This is a genomic window from uncultured Nostoc sp. (assembly GCF_964245445.1).
Taxonomy (GTDB): Bacteria; Cyanobacteriota; Cyanobacteriia; order Cyanobacteriales; family Nostocaceae; genus Nostoc.
Genome location: NZ_CAXTNE010000015.1, coordinates 22,691 through 43,470 on the forward strand (window position 1 = coordinate 22,691; position 20,780 = coordinate 43,470).

The 20,780-nt window shown below is 40.9% G+C and carries 23 protein-coding genes; 13 read left to right on the plus strand and 10 right to left on the minus strand.

Going from position 1 to position 20,780, the window contains the following annotated elements; translation table 11 throughout:
* Positions 1-509: 509 nt before the first annotated feature.
* Positions 510-764, minus strand: coding sequence for a hypothetical protein (locus tag ACFE90_RS04435; RefSeq protein ID WP_375498101.1), 255 nt, complete (start codon positions 762-764; stop codon positions 510-512).
* Between the two features lie 648 nt (positions 765-1,412).
* Between ACFE90_RS04435 and ACFE90_RS04440 the strand changes: the two genes are divergently transcribed.
* The 4 genes from ACFE90_RS04440 to ACFE90_RS04455 all read left to right on the plus strand — a co-directional run bounded on the left by ACFE90_RS04440 (position 1,413) and on the right by ACFE90_RS04455 (position 4,922).
* Entirely contained in the window at positions 1,413-3,572 is a 2,160-nt protein-coding gene (locus tag ACFE90_RS04440) for a Tex family protein (RefSeq protein WP_375498103.1), read from the plus strand.
* Between the two features lie 13 nt (positions 3,573-3,585).
* Positions 3,586-3,927, plus strand: a complete 342-nt coding sequence (locus ACFE90_RS04445; RefSeq protein ID WP_375498105.1) for a 2Fe-2S iron-sulfur cluster-binding protein — start codon at positions 3,586-3,588, stop codon at positions 3,925-3,927.
* Positions 3,928-4,202: 275 nt separating this feature from the next.
* Entirely contained in the window at positions 4,203-4,601 is a 399-nt protein-coding gene (locus ACFE90_RS04450; RefSeq protein WP_375498107.1) for a phage holin family protein, read from the plus strand.
* A gap of 129 nt (positions 4,602-4,730) precedes the next feature.
* Positions 4,731-4,922, plus strand: coding sequence for a YqaE/Pmp3 family membrane protein (locus ACFE90_RS04455; protein ID WP_100898558.1), 192 nt, complete (start codon positions 4,731-4,733; stop codon positions 4,920-4,922).
* A gap of 408 nt (positions 4,923-5,330) precedes the next feature.
* On the opposite strand, the gene ACFE90_RS04460 is transcribed toward ACFE90_RS04455, so the two are convergent.
* A complete protein-coding gene (locus ACFE90_RS04460) occupies positions 5,331-6,131 on the minus strand; it encodes a histidine kinase (RefSeq protein WP_375498109.1) in 801 nt (266 codons plus the stop codon).
* A gap of 191 nt (positions 6,132-6,322) precedes the next feature.
* Here ACFE90_RS04460 and ACFE90_RS04465 point away from each other — a divergent pair, with 191 nt between their 5' ends.
* The 3 genes from ACFE90_RS04465 to ACFE90_RS04475 all read left to right on the plus strand — a co-directional run bounded on the left by ACFE90_RS04465 (position 6,323) and on the right by ACFE90_RS04475 (position 8,330).
* Positions 6,323-6,547, plus strand: coding sequence for a hypothetical protein (locus tag ACFE90_RS04465; protein WP_375498111.1), 225 nt, complete (start codon positions 6,323-6,325; stop codon positions 6,545-6,547).
* Positions 6,548-6,602: 55 nt separating this feature from the next.
* Positions 6,603-6,938 carry a cytochrome c6 PetJ gene (gene petJ / locus ACFE90_RS04470; protein WP_375498113.1) on the plus strand — a complete coding sequence of 112 codons (336 nt, stop codon included), beginning with the start codon at positions 6,603-6,605 and terminating at the stop codon, positions 6,936-6,938.
* A 372-nt stretch (positions 6,939-7,310) separates the two neighbouring features.
* Positions 7,311-8,330 (plus strand): aldo/keto reductase, encoded by a 1,020-nt coding sequence (locus tag ACFE90_RS04475; protein ID WP_375498115.1) that lies wholly within the window; start codon positions 7,311-7,313, stop codon positions 8,328-8,330.
* 417 nt (positions 8,331-8,747) lie between these two features.
* Here ACFE90_RS04475 and ACFE90_RS04480 read toward each other — a convergent pair whose 3' ends face one another.
* A complete protein-coding gene (locus ACFE90_RS04480) occupies positions 8,748-9,221 on the minus strand; it encodes a DUF4385 domain-containing protein (RefSeq protein ID WP_375498117.1) in 474 nt (157 codons plus the stop codon).
* A gap of 76 nt (positions 9,222-9,297) precedes the next feature.
* Here ACFE90_RS04480 and ACFE90_RS04485 point away from each other — a divergent pair, with 76 nt between their 5' ends.
* Together ACFE90_RS04485 and ACFE90_RS04490 are read left to right on the plus strand one after the other, a co-directional pair.
* Positions 9,298-9,765: a VOC family protein gene (locus tag ACFE90_RS04485; RefSeq protein ID WP_375498119.1), complete on the plus strand. Its 468-nt coding sequence runs from the start codon at positions 9,298-9,300 to the stop codon at positions 9,763-9,765.
* Between the two features lie 28 nt (positions 9,766-9,793).
* Positions 9,794-10,090 (plus strand): hypothetical protein, encoded by a 297-nt coding sequence (locus ACFE90_RS04490; protein ID WP_375498121.1) that lies wholly within the window; start codon positions 9,794-9,796, stop codon positions 10,088-10,090.
* 401 nt (positions 10,091-10,491) lie between these two features.
* Here the strand turns inward: ACFE90_RS04490 and ACFE90_RS04495 are convergent, their stop codons facing one another.
* The 7 genes from ACFE90_RS04495 to ACFE90_RS04525 all read right to left on the minus strand — a co-directional run bounded on the left by ACFE90_RS04495 (position 10,492) and on the right by ACFE90_RS04525 (position 15,689).
* A complete protein-coding gene (locus ACFE90_RS04495) occupies positions 10,492-11,766 on the minus strand; it encodes a ribulose bisphosphate carboxylase small subunit (protein ID WP_375498123.1) in 1,275 nt (424 codons plus the stop codon).
* 91 nt (positions 11,767-11,857) lie between these two features.
* A complete protein-coding gene (locus ACFE90_RS04500; protein ID WP_375498125.1) occupies positions 11,858-12,244 on the minus strand; it encodes a type II toxin-antitoxin system VapC family toxin in 387 nt (128 codons plus the stop codon).
* A complete protein-coding gene (locus ACFE90_RS04505; RefSeq protein WP_375498127.1) occupies positions 12,241-12,468 on the minus strand; it encodes a type II toxin-antitoxin system Phd/YefM family antitoxin in 228 nt (75 codons plus the stop codon). The genes ACFE90_RS04500 and ACFE90_RS04505 overlap by 4 nt, the downstream gene beginning before the upstream one ends.
* Positions 12,469-12,528: 60 nt before the next feature.
* Positions 12,529-13,155, minus strand: a complete 627-nt coding sequence (locus ACFE90_RS04510; RefSeq protein WP_375498129.1) for a GDSL-type esterase/lipase family protein — start codon at positions 13,153-13,155, stop codon at positions 12,529-12,531.
* A 177-nt stretch (positions 13,156-13,332) separates the two neighbouring features.
* Positions 13,333-13,671, minus strand: a complete 339-nt coding sequence (locus ACFE90_RS04515) for a ribulose bisphosphate carboxylase small subunit (RefSeq protein ID WP_334824616.1) — start codon at positions 13,669-13,671, stop codon at positions 13,333-13,335.
* 47 nt (positions 13,672-13,718) lie between these two features.
* On the minus strand, positions 13,719-14,126 hold the full coding sequence (locus tag ACFE90_RS04520; protein ID WP_229460141.1) for a chaperonin family protein RbcX: 408 nt from the start codon (positions 14,124-14,126) through the stop codon (positions 13,719-13,721).
* 132 nt (positions 14,127-14,258) lie between these two features.
* A complete protein-coding gene (locus tag ACFE90_RS04525; RefSeq protein ID WP_375498131.1) occupies positions 14,259-15,689 on the minus strand; it encodes a form I ribulose bisphosphate carboxylase large subunit in 1,431 nt (476 codons plus the stop codon).
* 805 nt (positions 15,690-16,494) lie between these two features.
* On the opposite strand from ACFE90_RS04525, the gene ACFE90_RS04530 reads away from it, so the two are divergent.
* From ACFE90_RS04530 to trmFO, 4 genes are all read left to right on the plus strand, one after another.
* On the plus strand, positions 16,495-17,601 hold the full coding sequence (locus tag ACFE90_RS04530) for a two-component regulator propeller domain-containing protein (RefSeq protein WP_375498133.1): 1,107 nt from the start codon (positions 16,495-16,497) through the stop codon (positions 17,599-17,601).
* A gap of 127 nt (positions 17,602-17,728) precedes the next feature.
* Positions 17,729-18,499: a 3-methyl-2-oxobutanoate hydroxymethyltransferase gene (gene panB, locus ACFE90_RS04535; RefSeq protein ID WP_229497845.1), complete on the plus strand. Its 771-nt coding sequence runs from the start codon at positions 17,729-17,731 to the stop codon at positions 18,497-18,499.
* 64 nt (positions 18,500-18,563) lie between these two features.
* Positions 18,564-19,280, plus strand: a complete 717-nt coding sequence (locus ACFE90_RS04540; RefSeq protein ID WP_375498135.1) for a Uma2 family endonuclease — start codon at positions 18,564-18,566, stop codon at positions 19,278-19,280.
* Between the two features lie 180 nt (positions 19,281-19,460).
* Complete coding sequence (trmFO, locus tag ACFE90_RS04545; RefSeq protein WP_375498137.1) at positions 19,461-20,777, plus strand: FADH(2)-oxidizing methylenetetrahydrofolate--tRNA-(uracil(54)-C(5))-methyltransferase TrmFO; 1,317 nt, start codon at positions 19,461-19,463, stop codon at positions 20,775-20,777.
* The last annotated feature ends 3 nt before the right edge of the window (positions 20,778-20,780 follow it).

Consider the following 20,780-nt stretch of genomic DNA (forward strand, 5'->3'; position numbering starts at 1 on the left):
AAAATTATTTTTAAAATCCTTGATTTTCTGTTATATCTATATCAATAATCTGGCACTATTAAATCAGTAAACAGTCAACATTTATCAGTTATCACGGTAACAGTGCGGGGATTTGACCCCGACTGAAACACACTACTTGTCAGTTGTGGGGAACTGTGACTCTCAATTGACTTACAATTTTTCACTAATAACTGATGATAATCAGCTAGATTTAACTTAAAACCTTGCCCAACAAGGCTTGTATCTCACCAGGAAAGGATTTTAGGACTTGTGTATACACCGTAGCTCCTTACTAAGGGACTGACAAATAAAAAAATATCCAACTATTTATTGTGGGGTCGGCGACACGAGCGTTCCACAAGTAGTAGTAATTTATTTGTTGGAAGTCTCTAAGGAGAGGGGAGACTTTGACTTTCATCAAAGGCGGGTAAGGTTAAAAATCACATGTGGATGTTATTTAATTCACATTCCTATCAAACTTTATATTTGATACTTAGTGGTAGTTGGTATTATTTAGTTTCCCTAAATTGCTTTTCTTTGCTTTGAGTCTGTTTTGACTCATTTTCCTGCAAAAGTCTATTGGTAATAATTAAGACAATGATTAACAATCCAAACTGAATCTGCCAGGGTGCTAATACTAAACTGAAAATCAAGCTAATAGCTGCAAATACACCTGCAATATATGCAAGTTCATCACTACTCTTTTTAAAGAAGTAGCCAGTGGCTAAAGCCGTACACAGTGGTATCAAAAAAAACAAAGCCATTTTCCTAACTTCTGAACTATAAGTTGTTGTGCTTATAAAACAAACTGAAATTGTTTTTTGGAATTGTGGTTAATTTTACATCCAATGAGGTTTTAGCCACAACAGCCCATTGAAATAAATATTATAAAAAATCAAGATTACGCAACCTCGTATCTTACACAAATTGGAATAATTCTTGCGACAGAAGCAGCGTCCAAAAGCTTGGCCAATCACTCCTTCTTCTGTGGTCGAGGGTGAGCCAAGCTCGCTTTAATAGTAGCTTACCAGACGCTAGACGTAGCTTGGTGAGGAGTGCAAAAGCTCTTCTGGTGACACTATCCCAACTCAGTATAGCTGCGCTATGCTATCCAAACTCTTGTTTACCCACGCAGATTGTAAGGCTTTAAAACTTGCGTAGGTGGGTTTTGTCTATTTAGCCAATTGCACTCTTGTGAGTAATCATCTGGTAAATTAGCTTAAAACTTTGGCCTTGCGCCAAGATCAGAATTTAATACAGCGCGGCGTAAATCAAGCTACCATTTTAAACAAGCAAAAGCCTTGATATACAAAACTTTTGACTTTTGAATGCGTGACTTTTGACTTCCGCCTTGCGGTACTAGCATATTACCTTTAGAAGTAGCATTTTCATTTTTTCCTTTTAGACACTCAATGCTGAACATTCCTCAATTACTGGCAAGTGAAATAAACCTCAAACCTCATCAGGTGCAAAACGCGCTGGAACTTTTGGCGGAGGGTGCAACAATTCCTTTTATTGCACGTTACCGCAAAGAGCGCACCGATGAGATGAATGAAGTACAACTACGTGAACTGGCTGATCGATATACTTATTTAACAGAACTAGAAGAACGAAAATCTGTGATTTTAAGTGCGATCGCCCAACAAGGTAAACTCACAGATGAACTCAAAGCCAAAATCTCATCCTGCTTACAAAAAACCGAACTTGAGGATTTATACTTACCCTATCGCCCAAAACGACGCACCCGTGCCACTATTGCCAGAGAAAAAGGACTCGAACCACTGGCGGAATTCATCAAGTCATTAAATGTAAAAAATGCTGCAACTGTTTCCCTGGAAGAAGAAGCGGCTAAGTATATTTCTGAAGCCAAGGGAGTAAAAACAGCAGAAGAAGCGCTTAAAGGTGCTGCTGATATTTTAGCGGAAGAAGTTGCTGAAAAAGCGGAATTACGCGCATATATCCGTGATTATCTTCTTGAAGAAGGGGTATTTGTCTCCCGCATCAAAGATGATTATCCCGAAGGTACAACCAAATTTGAGATGTACCGTAACTATCAAATTAGGGTAAAAAATATTGCACCTCACAATATGCTGGCGTTGTGTCGGGGTGAAACGGAGAAAGTATTAAGTTTTGAAATTGCTTTTGATGAAGATACAGTACTTTACTATCTTGAGTCGAAAGAACTTAAAACCAAAGTTCGGACAATTCGGGATTTTTATCAGGCGATGTTGAAGGATGCATTCAATCGTTTGATAAAAGTCTCTCTAATGGGAGAGGTAATTTCTGAGAAGAAAGTCTATGCAGACATGGAATCAATCAAGACATTTGAAACTAATCTGCGAGAGTTGCTGCTATCTGCACCAGCAGGAATGAAACCAACCTTGGCGATAGACCCTGGATTTAGAACTGGGTGTAAAGTTGCCGTCCTCGACCAAACCGGGAAATTTTTGGAATACCAAGCGGTTTTTCCTCACCAAGCTGCTGAACAACGCGCTAAAGCGACACAAACTGTCAAAAATTTAATTGAAAAATACAAGATTGAGTTAATCGCCATTGGTAACGGTACAGCGTCCCGCGAGACAGAAGAGTTTGTCACACAAGTATTGCAAACCATAGATCGCAAACCAGTTAAGGTGATGGTGAATGAATCTGGTGCATCTATATATTCTGCTAGTATTGTGGCGCTAGAAGAGTTTCCCGATTTAGATATTACCGTGCGCGGTGCAATTAGCATCGGCCGCCGTTTGCAAGATCCTCTAGCGGAACTTGTGAAAATCGATCCCAAATCTATTGGTGTGGGACAATATCAGCACGATGTCGATCAGAAATTGCTGAAAAAGAAATTGGATGAGACTGTGGAAAGCTGCGTTAACTACGTCGGCGTAGACTTGAACACCGCCTCGAAAGAACTTCTAACTTCCGTCTCTGGAATTACGGCAACAGTTGCCAATAATATTGTCGCCTATCGCAACCAGAATGGAGCCTTTAAAAATCGCCGACAACTTTTGAAAGTTCCGAAGCTAGGGCCAAAAGCCTTTGAACAAGCGGCGGGTTTTCTGCGAATTCGCGGCAGTGATAACCCATTGGATAATACAGCAGTGCATCCAGAGAGTTATTCTGTAGTAGAAGTGATCGCATCTGATCTAAATGTGCCATTAGATCAGGTAACACAAATTGCCGAAAAACTAAAAAAGACCAACCTGAAAAAATATGTTACCGATAGCGTCGGCGAACCCACATTGCGCGACATCCTCAGCGAACTAGAAAAACCAGGTAGAGATCCCCGTGCAGAATTTAAGTATGCCACCTTTAAAGAAGGAATTAAGGAAATCAGCGACTTAAAGGTGGGAATGGAACTAGAGGGAATGATCACAAATGTCGCCAACTTCGGTGCTTTCGTTGATATCGGCGTACATCAAGATGGCTTGGTGCATATATCCCAACTTGCTGATAGATTTGTAGACGATCCCAAAAAAGTTGTCAAAGTTGGACAAGTAGTTAAAGTACAGGTGCTAGAAATTAACGAGAAACTCAAGCGGATTAGTTTGTCGATGAAAGCAGTTAAACAATAATTACAAACAGCAGATGACAATTTATCAAGTTCAATTCATCAATCCTACACTTGGATTAGATTGCACTATTTCAGTACCAGACGATCAATATATTCTAGATATGGCAGAAGAAGCAGGTATCCGTTTACCATCTGGGTGCAAACAAGGCGAATGTTCTGCTTGTGTCGCCAAACTCATTAGCGGTGAAGTCGATCAAAGTGAGCAAAAATTTCTGCGTCCAAATGAAGTACAGGCTGGTTATATTGTTACTTGTGTAACTTACGCCTTATCTAATTGCACTTTAGAAACCCATCAAGAACAAATCTTGTATAAATCAGCGCTTTATTATCAGCCTGAGTCTGAAAAATCTAAGTGATTGCAATACTAATCAGTTAAGAATATTTGTAGGTTGGGTTAAAGGTAGTGAAACCCGACAAAACCGTGAAAATGTTGGGTTTTATTCCTCAACCCAACCTACCTCTGAGTGCTTTTTTAAGCAAAACCTACGCAGTATTGAAATCGCTATATTTTTCTCAATGATCGGCCTAACGGTAGAAGGAAATTCTATCTTGCAAGAGAGGTTAAAACTTAGTAGATAGTTGAATATAAGATAAGAAGTTACAAAAAATCTTTAGTGATTAGGTAAGAAAAATGTTAACACCATTATTAACCGCCCTAGCTACAGCTTTGAGCCTGTTGATTGTTGATTTAGTTGTTCCAGGCGTTAATATTGCTAACTTTCCCGCAGCTATAATTGCTGCTTTAATAATTGGTCTAATTAACGGTTCAGTTAAACCAGTTTTGTCTACTCTTTCTCTACCACTTAACTTTCTATCATTTGGAGCATTTTCGCTCGTCGTCAACGGTTTGTGTTTTTGGTTAGCAGCAGTGCTAGTTCCTGGATTCGCAGTTCGCGGACTTATTGGTTTCCTTCTTGGGCCAGTTATTCTAACTTTTGCTAACACCTTCATTAACAACTACTTTGTTGAAAGAAATCTTTTAACCAGCAGTGGAGATGTAAAAAGCCAAGGTGAATTACCTTCTAGATAACGATTATTTGGAGTAGAAACACAATTTTTATTATGTCTCTACTCCAAATAAATATCCGAAGGTGGATTTCCTGATTCGGTATCTTCACGAAAATGTAATTAAAGAAAATCACAAAAATACAGCAAAATCATGAAATTAGTTCGTTTTCTTCTAGGTTTGTTAGTGCCTCCTTTAGGCGTTTTCCTGACTGTTGGAATTGGTCCAACTCTGTTTATTAACATCTTGCTCACAGTTCTAGGTTGGCTACCCGGTAGTATTCATGCAATTTGGGTTATTGCCAAGCATGATGAACAACTGAATAGAGAAGGAAATATTTACTAATACGCAAGATGAATTTTAGGGAATTTTAAGTAGAGTGCGTTATGGCTAAAGCTGTAACGCACCATTTTAGTTTTTACCAGAATTAGAAGTTATAAGACCTAACCCCCTAACCCCCTTCCCGAAGCGGGAAGGGGGGAAAATTCCATTCCTCTCTCCTTTTAGTAGAGAGGAATGGAAGTGAGGTCAAAATTGTACATCACTAGGTCGATAACTGATATAACGATAGTTCTACGATTATACAATTTAAATATTTTTCAGCTTATCAAGCAGTGGGTTATACAAAAGCTAATGCACTCTACGAAAAGTGAATCTTTAATAATTATACAAATACGTTATTAAGGACACGGCAATGCCGTGTCCCTACTAAAATTCTATATGTATCAGGGTTTTTATCAAAAGCAGTCTAGTCTATTTATGAATAGTCTCCCGCTCTTTATTAGCAGCTTCCTTATCTTTGAATAAGTCAGCCGCCGTTAAGAGTAACTCTCTTAACGTTTGTTTGATTTGGCGCTCTTTTCTTGCTAGAGATGTACCAGCTTCACCCAGTTTATCTTCAAGCTGCGATCGCTTTTCTTCTACCTGCACAGCCATAGATTCTGCTTGAGGACGAGCTTTATCGTACCAGTGTTTAGCCTCGTCTAGATAATCCTGAACTTCCATATTACGTCCGCCATAGCGTGCAGCTAAGTTAGCTCGAACAATGGCTAGCTGTGCTTGCAGTTGTGCGTAACGTTTCTTTAACAATCCGACTTCGTCACTATCTTTAATAGCATTGACAGCAGAATCAATGGCGGTTTTGGTACTAGCAGGTTTTTCCTTACCCGTCTCCTCAATTTCTGCCAAAATTACATCAACCTCTTGCTGGAGTTGTTCTTCTTCACCATCAAGTTGCGCCTGTAGCCGCTTGATATCTGTCTGAGTTCTAACAATGTTTTGGTGTCTTTGGCTATTAATTCCTTCCAACGCTCCTTCAATGGAAGCTGTCACTTCATCTTTGAGTTCACTACCTTTTTCTTGGAAGTTGTCAATTACAGCAGAAACAGCATCTTTGACAATGCTACGAACTTCACTAGAACCTTGTTTAAACTCAGAAGCTACTTGAGAAACTGCGGATTTCACAATTTCCCGAATCCGCTCAGTTCTTAATTGTCCAGTTTCTTTAGCTTGTTGCAGGTCTGCTTGAATTTGTTGTTTGATATTGTTAGGCATTTTCAACTCTTAGGGTTTAACTATTTTGGATAATATTTTCTAGACATGTTCCCATACCTACATTATGGCGTAGTCTGATAAGGCTCGGCACTTCCTTTAGATAGAAAATAATAACCTTGAAAAGGTGATGTATAGCATGTTGCCGATTCGTGAGATGATTAATATTTGTTGCTAGTAATTGAGATGAAAATATGTGGCAAGTAAATATTACTTGTTCGGGTGATGCATGGAAGCTTTATGGTACTGAATTTAAAGCGATCACAGAAAAATATCAAGGTGAATTGATTGGTTCCAAAAAAATGCCAGATGGTACGCGCATCATGTCTTATAAAATTGAGGATGTTAGCGATGCCGAAGCCTTTCAAGAAGATTGTGCAAATTTTGCTGGATTTACAACTGACTTTGAATCCTTATAGTATTGGTTCTGACACAAATCTCTGCAACCAATATGTCCAAATCAGGAGAAGTTAATTGAAAAGACTACTTACATTAGTATTAGTAATGTTTTTGTTATTGATAAGCACTTTTACTTTACCTGCTAGTGCAGCAGACACAGTTAACGGTGAACAAACATTTAGTGTTCATTGTGCTGGTTGTCATATTAACGGCAGCAACATCATTAGGCGAGGTAAAAATCTCAAAAAGCAAGCATTGAAAAAGTATGGTATGGATTCAATAGAGGCAGTTACATCTATAGTTACCAATGGTAAAAATAATATGTCAGCCTACAAAGAACGCCTCACTGAACAGCAAATTCAAGATGTTGCTGCTTACGTTCTCGAACAAGCTGAAAAAGACTGGCGTTAGAAAGTTAGGAGTTAGGAGTTCAAAATTAGGAGTTAAGAGTTAAGATTTAAGAGTTATTGATTATTGCTGTTATAAATGGTTCTTAAGAAAGTATAAAGCCTAAGAATGTTGTAAGAGGTTGTTTGAAAAGTTGTAAAGTATACTCAAAACCCCGTTTCCATTCCTCTCCCCTAAAGGTCGTGAGGCTTTGAAACCCCGATTCTTTTGTAGGGAAGAAGACGCGGGGGTTTAGCTTTCCGAGAGCTTAAATGTTACCAAAAATACTTTTCAAACATCCTCTAATAAGATGCTTACGAATTTGCTAATTCTTCATTCTTCTCACTCCTGTACAGACGCGATTAATCGCATCTCTTCTCACTCCTAAACTTGAAAATGAACTTACCCGCAGCTAGCCGTCTCCAATTCACTCCTGATTTGAACATTTGCCGGATCTTAAATGGGATGTGGCAAGTCTCCGGCGGACACGGACGGATCAATCCCCAAGCCGCTATTGAGACTATGTTCAAATATGTAGATGCAGGCTTTACTACTTGGGATTTAGCAGATCATTATGGCCCCGCAGAAGACTTTATTGGTGAGTTTCGCTGTCAACTAATTGACAATCGTGGTAAAGATGCTTTATCTCAGGTACAAGCTTTTACAAAATGGGTGCCTCGTCCTGGCAAAATGACGAAAAAACTCGTCGAGGAAAATATTGATATTTCCTTGAGAAGGATGAATGTGGAATCGTTAGATTTGATGCAATTTCACTGGTGGGAATATCAGGATAAAAATTACCTGGATGCCCTCAAATATATGACAGAACTTCAGACTGAGGGTAAAATTAAGCATCTAGGTTTAACTAATTTTGACACAGAAAACTTGAAGCTGATTACCGAAGCAGGGATCAAAATTGTTTCTAACCAAGTGCAATTTTCCCTTGTTGACCGCCGTCCCGAAGTTAATATGGTGCAGTTTTGTCAACAGCATGACATAAAGCTTTTTACTTACGGTACACTATGCGGCGGTTTGTTATCAGAAAACTATTTGGGAAAACCGGAACCGCGAGGATTTGATTTATCTACTGCTAGTTTGAAAAAATATAAAAATATGATCGATGCTTGGGGTGGTTGGCGATTATTTCAAGAGTTGCTGGCTATCCTGAAGGAAATTGCTAATAAGCATGGAGTAAGCATTTCTAACGTAGCAGTGCGTTACATTTTAGATCAGCCAACTGTGGGCGGTGTGATAGTTGGTGCAAAACTTGGTGTATCTGAACATATAGAAGATAACGCCAAAGTATTTAGTTTTAGTTTAGATGAAGACGATCGCGATCGCATCAATGCAGTATCTCGCCAATCACGGGATTTGTACCAGCTAATCGGCGATTGTGGCGACGAATATCGGCGATAACCGTTAAGGCTTGAAAAATTGGTTGATAATACGGTGAAGGTTATTGTGCAATCTACCCCTGCAAACCATGCCTTTAAACTTCACCTTCGCCCTCAGTCACCTGTAGTCCCCCCGATGCTTTGGGGGGACGGCATAGCCGGGGGGTAAATATATGCAGCTTCACAAAGAAACGGTATAAGCTACAGCTATTGTTGCACAGTATGATTTTTGTCGCTTTGGTGAAGGGAAAATGCGATCGCGTTACTCTTAAATTAATTAGCCACAACGTGAGTGACAACATTCTGCAATTAGTCCCCAAGATTCATTCACGAAGCTCAGAGGTTCATTCACGAAGCTCAAAGGTTCATCGACGAAGCTCAGAGGTTCATTCACGTAATACACTCTCCGAAAGCCGCTCAATTGAAAGTTAATAGTGTTTTACTCTAGCTCATACATCTGCTTATGTTTGGCTAAAAGCTTTTGATATTTCTCATTTGTCTTTGCTTGTACCCACTTGGCTTTAAATATTGCTGCTGATTCCGCTTTAACTGGGTCAACTTCATAGGGAAGAATTTCTTTTTTAGAATCTGAAGTTTCGGAATTTTGTTTATACTTCCTACCACTTTTATGATTAGCATAACGGCGAGAGCGAGTATAGCCCATTTGGATAAACTTTCGTGCCATATCTGCGCCGACAAAATCATCTTTATCTAAATAATTAAGAAATATCTCGTATATTTTTTCACTTGACTCTCTAGCAATATCAGGAGTTTTGAACCGCCAGTAAGGAAGAATTTCTGATTTGTATGGTTCAACCAAAAGTACACCCTGCTCACCCTTCCCAACACGATAGAGTTCAGGATGTTGGCGAAAATCAATATTTTTAAAGTCTAAAGAATAATCAAAAGCCATGATAGATTTTTATTAGGAATAATAAACTTTAAAACAAAGTTCAACTTCTATCTAAGTATTGAGATTTTGTTCTACTATGCTATCTAGCACCCAATCCGTGAACAGTGTCCTTGCGCCAGGAAATCTGCGTAAAGTGCATCACATTGCCCTCAACGTCCAGGATATGCAAGCCTCGCGCTACTTTTATGGCACTATCTTGGGTTTGCATGAACTCACAGGCGACGAGATACCTGCAACCCTGGTGGAACTTGTAGCATCTGGAAAAGTAGCCAACTTCATCACCCCGGATGGTACAATTCTGGATTTATTTGGAGAACCCGATTTAACACCACCAAATCCAGACCCAGAAAAGACCTTCACCAGAGCATACCATCTAGCCTTTGACATCGATCCGCAGTTATTTGATCGCGCGGTGACAGTGATCAGAGAAAATAAAATAGCGATCGCACATGGCCCAGTCACTCGTCCTACTGGTAGAGGTGTGTATTTTTACGATCCAGATGGTTTTATGATTGAAATTCGTTGCGATCCAGAAGCTAGTTAACTTGAGGGTAATAATAAAAGTATCTACTATGACCGCGAAAATCACGCAAATATTTAAACTAATTGAAGACACAATCACAAAACCGCCAATTCCACACGAACCATACAAGCAATCATTGAAAGCCTGGGCGATGTATTGTTTACGAGACAAAGGTTTTATAGTCGTTTATGCTCAAAATGCCGACTTTGCTATTGAAACAAAAGGTACAGAAAAGCTATATTTTAAAGTTTCAAATAGCCCCGATGATTTAGATAATTCTATTAGCTGGATTGTTTGGGATAGTGCAACAAAAAGCGCCAGTCTCATTCCCAAAAAAATAGAGTGATACCAAAATATTCATCAAATGTTTTCCTGATTCTTTAACTATTCTGGCTCCTGAATTCTGACTTCTGAATTCTGACTAACTATCTTCCTTCCCCAGTCAATTGCTGCACAAATATTTGATGCTCTGGCGAATTTAATCCCAAGGTTAACCATGATTTTCTGCTCTGGCAAGGAGTCTTACTTTATTATGGCTTGATGCATATTTTTCTTATGATGCCGCCCAAGCCTCATCTTGTCAAAAAAGCGTTATATAGCGCTTCTGGGTTGAGTTCAATAGAGACCTAACCCCCTTCCCGCTTTGGGAAGGGGATTAGTTCTATTTGTATACCTGTACCTCACCGGATTGAAAATGACTATAGTCCATAGTCATTAGTTTTTCCGCCCACTTTCTTTTACCAATGACTAATTTTTTCCATTCGGACGTTGAATAATCGTCTCCACCACCCGGCGCTTGGCTTTTGGATCAATACCTACCAAGCGCACGTACTCACCGCTATATTCTGTCAGAGTTGATTCCAAATTTGAGATTGCATCAGACTCTGCATCAATGTGGCTATGAACACAACTTTGCCAAGAACCTGTGCGGAAGCGGCGCTCATCTACGTGTTCAATACTAATTATGTAGCCTTGAGACAATAATTGCCTAATTTGTGCTTGTGTATCCAAGCTCAAATGTGGACTCGATACTTCCTGTTTCTGGAATCCATTAGTTTTTACTTCTTGAGTTGCACCATTGCTTGACGGCTGATTAATTGGTGTTACAACAGCAGGTTGTGCAGATTGAGAATTTCTACCTCGATTGAGTCGATTGTAATCATCAACCAAATGGGAATTTTCCACTCGTTTTTGTTCACCAACCAGGAAGTTACCAGACTCAATTAAGTGAGACAGCCTGAAATCTGGCTTTTTAAATTCTGGTGGGCCTTTAACGCTGTTAACCACACTTAAGGATACCTGCTCAAAACCTACTTGATGGATGTAGTTGCGGATTTGTTCGTCATAAATGCGCGATCGCAAAGCACTAAAAAAGTCAATGGACTGATTGACAAAAGTATCAACTAGCTGTTCAACTTCCTTCTGCGATAGTCCATCCGATTCAAAAATCCCCTTGACAATTCCCACCTTGTCGTCTCTGTCTGGTTCCCAGTAAAATTTCTCCATCCGTCCATCCCGAATTAACGGTGCATAGAGAGTGGAAAAATCATTACCTGTGACAATAATCGGTACACGATGTAAAGGCGTGGAATCATAGCTTCCAGGCAACTGCACATCTGTGGGATTATCAGCAATATTCATCAGTGTGGCATTCACCAACTGCGTATTTACAGTATATTGAGTGCCTTCATCAAAGCGTCCAGCACCGGCATCTAAATCGTTAATCATCAGTACACACATTTTGCCGCGTACTTTAATCAGTTCTGCTGTTTCCCGATAGCGCAGCCGAATCAACCGCGCTGGATCTCCTGCATCTGGACTTTCTAATTCGCCGCCAGATATGTTAGTCACTTCGATACCCATTTTCTCGAAGACTAATTGACATTGAAATGTTTTGCCTTCCCCTTTGCGTCCGTGAATACCTAAAATCACGGGAACTCGCACGCCAGGAAGCTTTAGAAAGTTTTTGGTGATGTGGACAGCCAATTTGTCCAGAAACCGAGGAGCGATGTAGTAACCCATAAAATTATCTTTGCCTAGCACTGCTTAAAGTAATGTTAAGTTTTTTTGGTGATAACTGTTTATTTATCTTTTGGTAGAAAAGCAATGCTACCTACCACACACGTCTTATTGGATATGCATCAAAAATTTTATCAGCACTCAGTATAGGTATATTTTCTGCAAGTACTTGTGCAATTAAAAGTCGGTCGAATGGATCACGGTGATGTAAAGGTAGTGTAGCAACAACAGTAACATGGCTAATTTTGATATCGAGTAAACTAAAATCGTTCAGACTGAGTTGCTGTGTAATAAATATTTCAAATGGCTGATTGAAATTAAGCTTTCCTAAATTCTGCTTAATAGCTATTTCCCATAGACTAGCGATACTTAGCAAAATCTCATTATTCTCATCATTGATAAACTCTAGTACTTGATTACTAAGTCTTGAATTGTCAGTCACATACCAAATAAAAGTATGTGTATCCAACAGTAATATCATTCCATATATTCCTTAAAATCTTCCAGTGGTTCATCAAAGTCATCAGATATTGTAATTAAACCCTTTGCACTTCCAGGTTGACGGCGGCGTTTAAATTGCGGCACAGGAGTCAACTTCACCAACGGTTGATTATCTTTGATTATAATAATTTCCTCACCACTGAGTGCTGCTTCAATTAAGTCGGGTAAGTTTTGAGATGCTTCAGCTAGAGTAATTTGTTGCATAATAACTACCTTTACATATAAAAATAAGCTGCTACCACCATCCTAACTTTGAATGTTAGATTAAGTGAGAGGAAACCAATTTAACCAAGCGTCCCAATTTTCTACAATTTGGGCAAATTCTGTATAACCTCCTGCTCTTGGATGAGCGCCATCATTAGCTCTTGCTTCATCTATCCAGATATTTGATTTTTCTAATATAGTAAAAACATCTAAATAAGGCACATCTAGTTTTTTGCAAACTAAAGCTAAATGTTGGGCTAAATCGGTGTTCCTCTGCCTTCTTTGAAAGTCTTTTTGTTCTGCGTGTGGTGCAGGTCCAATCATTAAAACAGGATATAACTTTTGAGCTTCACTTAAAATTTCATGGGTATTTTTGAGCGAATCTGCCAAATCCACGCGAGTTTTACCATTTTCTAATGTTGTGTCATTCAATCCAAAAGAAAACACAACTCTGCCATCATATTCTTTGGGTAATCGTAGTGATACTTCCTGTAACCAACGCTTTGCTATATCAGTACTCGTATCACGCCTAATTCCTAAATTATAGTAAGTAATGTCATAACCTTTTTTATTAGTATTAGCACATACTCTCCCTGTCCAACCAAGACATTCTGAATCGCCAGTACCATTAACAAAAGAGTCACCAACAAAGCAAATTCTTACTTTCGGCAGATGCTGTAATTCCATTTATTGTATTTTAAAAAAAGCAGAGGTTTACCCAAAGAAACGCCGAGTTATTCTCTGCGTTGCTCTGCGTTTTCCTTTGCGTCCCTCTGCGTTTAAAAACAAGCCTAGTAAATAGGAGAGGCAGATAATTCCACCTCTCCTATGGAGATAAACTAATTACTTAGAGCAACGCTTGCTTTAGTATCTGTTGGCTTTGTTGGGTTTGTGAACAATAAAGCTGAGAATTTGGCACTGCTTGATGTTGTCAAAACCCACAACACGGATATAGCTGGTGTTGAATTGAGAACGGCATCCTTGAACTTCGCTCAATACTTCTTGAGTAGATTTAGCACCGAACAAAGGCAGCTTCCACAGTGTCCAATATAATTCTGTTGGCTCAGAAGTTTCGTTAAACTCGATCGCTGGAATGTAACCTTGATTCAAAATGTACTGAATCTGCTTGGCAATTTGAGCGTCAGACAGAGGTGGCAGATAAGAAAGGGTTTCGTAACGACGCTCTTTTGGTAAAGTTTGCATAGCTTTTTGATAATGGGTTGCAATTTTTGACTACTAGGTTGACCGAACTAATTAGATAAATTATCCAAATTCGGATCTGAAGTTGCTTGCTGTTCTGGTTGCAGACTGGGGCTAGATGTGTCTATTCGTGTGATGCGTTCTAAATGCTGGCGACGCTGTTCCATGTTGGCTTGCTGAATGCCAGTGCGAACCATTTCCGGTAAAAATTCGATGATTTCTTCCGCAATGTGTTCTCTGACAGTCATGATTCGCAAAGCCAAATCTGGTTTTTCTCGCAACAGTTGCTCAATGTATGATTCACCATTCTGAATTTTGCCAGACGAAAAGTTATGCAACCAAAGTTCTAATGGAGGATTCGTTTCGCCTAGCTGTGCCAGTACTGTCCTTAGAGCCTGATAAGTCAGGTAGCTTTGGAGAGTCTTGGCTGTGTCCTTCGCAATTTGCTTAAGATTCATGCTTGACCCCAGCCCTGAAGAGTTATGAGTTATGAGTTATGAGTTATGAATTAATGCAAATCCTAACTCTTGTTGTACAGACGCGATTAATCGCGTCTCTACTAACTCTTAACTCTTAACCGTTAACTCAGATCAGACGGTATCCATTGCTTCAAACTCGAACTTGATTTCTTTCCACAGTTCGCAAGCAACAGCTAGTTCAGGAGACCACTTGGCAGCTTCGCGGATGATATCGTTACCTTCACGAGCCAAGTTGCGGCCTTCGTTACGAGCTTGAACAACGGCTTCCAAGGCGACGCGGTTAGCGGTTGCACCAGGAGCGTTACCCCAAGGGTGACCCAGAGTACCACCACCGAATTGTAGTACAGAGTCATCACCGAAGATTTCTACCAGCGCGGGCATGTGCCATACGTGGATACCACCAGAAGCAACTGCAAATACTCCAGGTAGAGAAGCCCAGTCTTGGGTAAAGTAAATACCACGAGACTTGTCTTGTTCAATGTAGTTTTCACGCAATAGGTCAACGAAGCCCATTGTGATGCCGCGCTCACCTTCCAACTTACCAACTACGGTACCGGTGTGGATGTGATCACCACCAGACAAACGTAGGGCTTTAGCCAATACACGGAAGTGGATACCGTGATTCTTTTGACGGTCGATTACAGCGTGCATAGCCCGGTGAATGTGCAGCAGGATACCATTATCGCGGCACCAACGAGCCAATGTGGTGTTAGCGGTGAAACCTGCGGTCAGGTAATCGTGCATGATGATGGGCTGTTTGAGTTCTTTAGCGTACTCAGCCCGTTTCAGCATTTCTTCACAGGTGGGGGCGGTGACGTTGAGGTAGTGACCTTTGATTTCACCGGTTTCAGCTTGGGCTTTGCTGATAGCTTCAGAAACGAACAAGAAGCGATCGCGCCATCTTTGGAATGGTGCGGAGTTGATGTTTTCGTCGTCTTTGGTGAAGTCCAAACCACCGCGCAAACACTCGTATACAGCGCGTCCGTAGTTTTTAGCAGAAAGACCCAATTTGGGCTTAATGGTACAACCCAGCAAAGGACGACCGTATTTGTTTAACTTGTCGCGCTCAACTTGGATACCGTGAGGAGGTCCTTGGAAGGTCTTGATGTAAGCTACTGGAAAGCGAATATCTTCTAGACGCAGTGCTCGTAGAGCTTTGAAACCAAATACGTTACCTACAATTGAGGTCAATACGTTGGTTACAGAGCCTTCTTCAAACAAGTCCAAAGGATAGGCAACGTAGGCAATATATTGGTTGTCTTCACCGGGAACTGGTTCGATATCGTAGCAACGACCTTTGTAGCGATCGAGGTCGGTTAGCAAGTCTGTCCATACAGTTGTCCAAGTACCTGTGGAAGACTCAGCCGCTACAGCCGCACCTGCTTCTTCGGGAGGAACACCAGGCTGAGGTGTCATACGGAACGCAGCTAGAAGATCGGTATCTTTTGGTGTGTAATCGGGTGTGTAATAAGTTAGTCTGTAATCTTGAACCCCGGCTTTATACCCAGATTTGCTCTGAGTCTTCGTTTGAGCGTAAGACATATTTTATCCTTCCCTGAAATCACTCTTGTTAATTATCAAATCACGTTTTGTGCAACTTCCCCTCACCTGATTTTTCCCCCCTTCATCGGGGAGGAGATCAGGAAAAATTTTTGTTAGGGGTTGTTTTTGGCAAAGGGTAGCAGTTTTTTTTGCGGCTGACACTTTGGTAGCGGTGGTAGCCCTCCTCACCAGTGTTATCCCCTTCTAGGGGTAAACGACCTAGCGCTTCTACTGTTTCCTCTTCCTACGAATCAAAATTCTTTTTTACCTCTTTTTCGCACCCAACTAAACCTTCTCAATTTCGCCAAAACTTCCGCTTTTCGCGGCTTGATTTAGATAATTTCCCTACAAATCGGGGTATTCAGGGGATTGGGCTGGCTGGCACACATTCCCGCCTCTACACTCCTTATATCTTCTCCGTTTATGGAAAAAATACCAGAAAAGAATTTACTTGACAGAGATTTAGCAGAGTCGTGAGCGTAAAGATAAAAAATTGCACACCACGTAATTTGTAACTTATTCCACAATATATCAAGAATTCGATAAGTTATTCTTTGAAAGTTTTTAACTTATATATTTAATTTTGTTATTACATAAAGATTTAACATTTTGTTACAGATGCTTTACAAGGTGTCATCAGTAGTGTGTGGGGACTGGGTATTGGGTATTGGGTAATGAGAAAGTATTCCTAAATATTTATTTCCTATTCCCCAATCCCTATTTCCCAGTCCCCAATCCCCAATGTTTAAAAAATCCTGACTAGGGGAACACTGGAACTAACCCAAAGCCAGTTTAGGTAACGGGTATGGGTATTGTCTCCAAAGGAAATGTCACCGTGGTATTGTTTTGCAAGCGTACTAGTTTATTGACTACTTCTATCTTGCTGGGGTTGATAGCTTTGCCAAGTATAGGATGGGCACAAAAAACCCCTGATATTAATTCATCTGATGTAACCCCTGTTTACCCATCTTCTGCACCGCCACCGCGAGTAGAACCTTTGCCCGAGGAGCGAGGAGTGCAAGAAAATTTGCCAAAAACTGATTATCGTGTCGGTAACTTACTGGGAGATATTACTGGCAATCTTTGGGTAGGTTCTTGGCGGGGACTAGCGCGGATTGATCCTAAAACCGGCAAGATTATTTCTCGTGTTAGTTTACCGAATGTTGCCATTGGTGCTTTAGCCCAAGACAAAGTAGGACGTTTGTGGGTAGGAAGTTATGATGGACTGTTCCGAGTAGACCCCCGTACTAGCGAAATCACCGCGCAGAATTTATTTTTGCCTTCTAAACGGGTATTGTCATTGTTAATTGACAAACGGGGTTATTTGTGGACTGGAACCGATAGCGGTTTAGCCCTAATTAGTCCCGACCAAGGCTTGATTATGACAACATTAAAAAATCTGCCTGGTGTCAGCGCCAACACCCTGACTTTAGATGCTGAAGGTCAACTGTGGGTTGGCACTCTTGATGGATTGGTGCGGATAAATACTGCTAGTGCTGCGATTATGAAACGGATAGCCGATTTACCAGGGACGACTGTCCAAGCTTTAGCTATCAGTCCAGAAGGATTAATTTGGGCAGGAATGCCAAATAATTTACTAGTTATTAACCCAAAAACTGGTGCAGTAGTGCGGTCTGTAACTCGCCTGCGTGGGCGTGACGTGACGGCGGTACGTTTTGCTAAAGATGGTAGTGTCTGGGTTGGGACTAACAATGGTTTGTTACGATTAAATCCAAATACAGGAGCTGTGTTAGATGCAGAAGTTGCTGGACTTCCTTCTAGTCGGGTTCTTGCCCTTGCACCTGACATCGCCAATAAATTATGGATCGGCACTAGTGAAGGTCTAGCTTGGTTAATGCCTAAAACCGACAGTGCAAAACCCCATATTGCTTTCAGTCGCGCCGTGAAGTAACAAGTTAGGAGTTAAGAGTTAGGAATTAGAAGTTATGAATTAAATTAAACCCTAAACTATTTACTCCTAACTCTTCGCTCTTCACTCCTAACTCAGCACTCAGCACTCAGCACTCAGCACTAAAAAAATGGCAATCACTACCCAGCAATTAATTCAATGGAAACAACAGGGACGTTCAATTGTAGCGTTGACGGCCTGGGATTATGCGATCGCTCAACTCATCGATGCAGCTGGTGTAGACTTAATCCTTGTGGGCGACTCTATGGCAGTAGTTCTAGGGTATGAAACAACACTGCCGATAACTTTGGATGAGATGATATACCACGCCAAATCTGTGCGCCGTGGGGTTAAACGCGCATTAGTTGTTGTAGATTTACCATTTTTGACGTATCAAGAAAGTCTCCAGCAAGCAATGCATTCAGCTGGGCGGGTACTGAAGGAAACAGGCGCTCAAGCGGTAAAATTGGAAGGTGGCTATCCAGCGATCGCAGAAACTATCGCTCGTTTGGTTCAAGCTGGAATTCCGGTAATGGGTCATGTCGGTTTGACACCGCAATCAGTACATCAACTCGGTTTGCGACAACAAGGAAAAACGCAAGAAGCGAGTGAGAGGATTTTACTTGAAGCGATCGCTCTGGAACAAGCTGGTGTATTTTCTTTAGTTTTAGAGCATATCCCCGCAGATTTGGCAATGCAGATTACACAAAAACTGAGTATTCCGACAATTGGTATCGGTGCAGGAACTCACTGCGATGGACAAGTTTTAGTTACCTCTGATGTCCTCGGACTTACCGAGAAGCATCCACCATTCGCCAAAGTTTACACAAACTTGCGGGAGACGATTACCAAGGCTGTGCAAGATTATGCTGTGGAAGTGCGCGATCGGAAATTTCCATAATAGTAGAATCTGAGTTGAGTCAAAATTTCTATGACTACTAAAATCCATACTTGGAGGTGCAGCAATGGTACAACAAGTTACACCAGAAACCACCATCGAAGTCATCTACCCAGAAAGCGACGGACAGCCAATGGCGGATAATACAGAACAATTTGCATGGATTGTCAAAATTAAAGAAAATTTAGAAATCCTATTTGCATCACAATCTGATGTATTTATCGCCGGAGATTTGTTTTGGTATCCAGTTAAAGGAAGCCCGAATATTAAACAAGCGCCGGATACGATGGTAGTTTTTGGTAGAGCAAAAGGAAAACGGGGTTCCTATTTACAATGGGATGAAGATAATATACCTCCACAAGTAGTATTTGAAATTCTATCGCCAGGTAACACACTCAAAGAAATGACCAAAAAATTGCAGTTTTACCAGCGTTACGGCGTGGAAGAATATTATATTTATGATCCGGCTAAGAACGATTTAAATGGCTTGCTCCGTTCTGAGGATAGTTTTGAAGTTATCGAAGAGATGAATGGCTGGGTAAGTCCGCGTTTGAGAATCCGTTTTACACTAACATCGGATACTCTGGAAATTGTTTCTCCCACCGGACAAAAGTTTTTGTCACCCGTAGAAATTGACCAGTTGCGGGAACAAGAACGCCAACGTTCAGAACGGGAATGTCAAGCAAAGGAAGCGGCTTTACAAGAATTAGAAAAAGAGCGCGCTCGCTATCAAGAATTGTTAGCTAAACTCAAAGAAAAAGGAATTGATACAGATAATTTATAATTGTTGACTCTAAATCAGTTCTTTTTTGCAGGTTATAGAAAATATAGGCATAGCAGAGATTATCTAGTGTTGTTGCTCCAGCATGTTTTACGCTGATTATATAGTAAGCATGACTTTTTATTTAATTTTACGTCTGTGATGTTGATGGATACTTATGATATAGGAATTAAAAATTTAACTATGGAACAACAACCGATACAAGTAATTGGAGGTGGACTAGCTGGGACAGAAGCAGCTTGGCAAATAGCCCAAGCTGGAGTGCCAGTAATTCTGCATGAAATGCGTCCAAAACGCTTCAGCCCTGCTCATCATACAGAACATTTGGCAGAATTAGTGTGTAGTAATTCCTTTGGAGCAATGGCAAGCGATCGCGCAGCTGGATTATTGCACGAAGAATTACGCCAACTGGGTTCTATCGTCATTTCTAAAGCTGATGAACACGCCGTACCTGCGGGTGGGGCGCTAGCGGTAGATAGGGGACAATTTGGGCAAGACTTGACTCAAACTTTAGCCAGCCATCCTTTAATTGAATTTCGCCGGGGTGAAGTGTCTGCAATTCCTGAAGGAATTGTGGTTTTGGCAACTGGGCCTTTAACGAGTCCCGACTTGGCGGAGGATTTGCGCCGTTTTACCGGGATGGAATACCTGAGCTTTTTTGATGCGGCTAGTCCAATTATTGTAGGAGAATCGATTAACCGTGACATTGCTTTTATGGCATCACGTTATGACAAAGGTGAAGCCGCTTATCTCAACTGCCCAATGAATAAAGAGCAGTATTTGAGGTTTCGAGAAGAACTTTGTAAAGCTGAACAAACAGAACTTAAAGGTTTTGAACGGGAAACGGCGAAATTTTTTGAAGCTTGTTTACCCATTGAAGAACTAGCACAGCGTGGGGAAGATACCATGCGCTACGGCCCCCTAAAGCCAGTAGGATTGTCAGATACTCGCACAGGGGAACGTTCTTATGCTGTGGTGCAGTTACGACAAGAAGATAAAGCCGGTCAACTGTGGAATATGGTAGGATTTCAAACTAATCTGCGTTGGGGTGAGCAAAAGCGTATATTTCAGCTAATTCCCAGTTTGGAAAAGGCGGAGTTTGTGCGATTGGGAGTTATGCACCGCAACACTTTTATTAATGCTCCTCAGCTAATGCATCCGACTCTGCAATTTAAAGAGCGTCCAACATTGTTAGCTGCTGGACAGTTGATTGGTACTGAAGGTTACACTGCTGCGGCTGCGGGTGGCTGCTTGGCGGGAATTAATGCAGCGCGGCTAGCCTTGGGTAAAGAAGCTTTAGTTTTACCACCAACAACAATGATGGGTGCGTTATTGGAATTTATTAGTTCCGCTTCGCCGAAGCATTTCCAACCAATGCCGCCCAACTTTGGGATTTTTCCTGAACTGGGTGCGAAAATCAAAAGTAAGCAAGAGCGTTATGGACGTTACCGCGATCGCTCTTTAACTGATTTAGCAAACTGGAAAGTTAATCATAATTAATGG

What these genes read in the sequence shown, in the direction of transcription:
- ACFE90_RS04435 (WP_375498101.1), bottom strand. Translation starts at nt 764, where the DNA reads ATGGCTTTGTTTTTTTTGATACCACTGTGTACGGCTTTAGCCACTGGC.
- ACFE90_RS04440 (WP_375498103.1), top strand. Translation starts at nt 1,413, where the DNA reads ATGCTGAACATTCCTCAATTACTGGCAAGTGAAATAAACCTCAAACCT.
- ACFE90_RS04445 (WP_375498105.1), top strand. Translation starts at nt 3,586, where the DNA reads ATGACAATTTATCAAGTTCAATTCATCAATCCTACACTTGGATTAGAT.
- ACFE90_RS04450 (WP_375498107.1), top strand. Translation starts at nt 4,203, where the DNA reads ATGTTAACACCATTATTAACCGCCCTAGCTACAGCTTTGAGCCTGTTG.
- ACFE90_RS04455 (WP_100898558.1), top strand. Translation starts at nt 4,731, where the DNA reads ATGAAATTAGTTCGTTTTCTTCTAGGTTTGTTAGTGCCTCCTTTAGGC.
- ACFE90_RS04460 (WP_375498109.1), bottom strand. Translation starts at nt 6,131, where the DNA reads ATGCCTAACAATATCAAACAACAAATTCAAGCAGACCTGCAACAAGCT.
- ACFE90_RS04465 (WP_375498111.1), top strand. Translation starts at nt 6,323, where the DNA reads ATGTGGCAAGTAAATATTACTTGTTCGGGTGATGCATGGAAGCTTTAT.
- ACFE90_RS04475 (WP_375498115.1), top strand. Translation starts at nt 7,311, where the DNA reads ATGAACTTACCCGCAGCTAGCCGTCTCCAATTCACTCCTGATTTGAAC.
- ACFE90_RS04480 (WP_375498117.1), bottom strand. Translation starts at nt 9,221, where the DNA reads ATGGCTTTTGATTATTCTTTAGACTTTAAAAATATTGATTTTCGCCAA.
- ACFE90_RS04485 (WP_375498119.1), top strand. Translation starts at nt 9,298, where the DNA reads ATGCTATCTAGCACCCAATCCGTGAACAGTGTCCTTGCGCCAGGAAAT.
- ACFE90_RS04490 (WP_375498121.1), top strand. Translation starts at nt 9,794, where the DNA reads ATGACCGCGAAAATCACGCAAATATTTAAACTAATTGAAGACACAATC.
- ACFE90_RS04495 (WP_375498123.1), bottom strand. Translation starts at nt 11,766, where the DNA reads ATGGGTTACTACATCGCTCCTCGGTTTCTGGACAAATTGGCTGTCCAC.
- ACFE90_RS04500 (WP_375498125.1), bottom strand. Translation starts at nt 12,244, where the DNA reads ATGATATTACTGTTGGATACACATACTTTTATTTGGTATGTGACTGAC.
- ACFE90_RS04505 (WP_375498127.1), bottom strand. Translation starts at nt 12,468, where the DNA reads ATGCAACAAATTACTCTAGCTGAAGCATCTCAAAACTTACCCGACTTA.
- ACFE90_RS04510 (WP_375498129.1), bottom strand. Translation starts at nt 13,155, where the DNA reads ATGGAATTACAGCATCTGCCGAAAGTAAGAATTTGCTTTGTTGGTGAC.
- ACFE90_RS04515 (WP_334824616.1), bottom strand. Translation starts at nt 13,671, where the DNA reads ATGCAAACTTTACCAAAAGAGCGTCGTTACGAAACCCTTTCTTATCTG.
- ACFE90_RS04520 (WP_229460141.1), bottom strand. Translation starts at nt 14,126, where the DNA reads ATGAATCTTAAGCAAATTGCGAAGGACACAGCCAAGACTCTCCAAAGC.
- ACFE90_RS04525 (WP_375498131.1), bottom strand. Translation starts at nt 15,689, where the DNA reads ATGTCTTACGCTCAAACGAAGACTCAGAGCAAATCTGGGTATAAAGCC.
- ACFE90_RS04530 (WP_375498133.1), top strand. Translation starts at nt 16,495, where the DNA reads ATGGGTATTGTCTCCAAAGGAAATGTCACCGTGGTATTGTTTTGCAAG.
- panB (WP_229497845.1), top strand. Translation starts at nt 17,729, where the DNA reads ATGGCAATCACTACCCAGCAATTAATTCAATGGAAACAACAGGGACGT.
- ACFE90_RS04540 (WP_375498135.1), top strand. Translation starts at nt 18,564, where the DNA reads ATGGTACAACAAGTTACACCAGAAACCACCATCGAAGTCATCTACCCA.
- trmFO (WP_375498137.1), top strand. Translation starts at nt 19,461, where the DNA reads ATGGAACAACAACCGATACAAGTAATTGGAGGTGGACTAGCTGGGACA.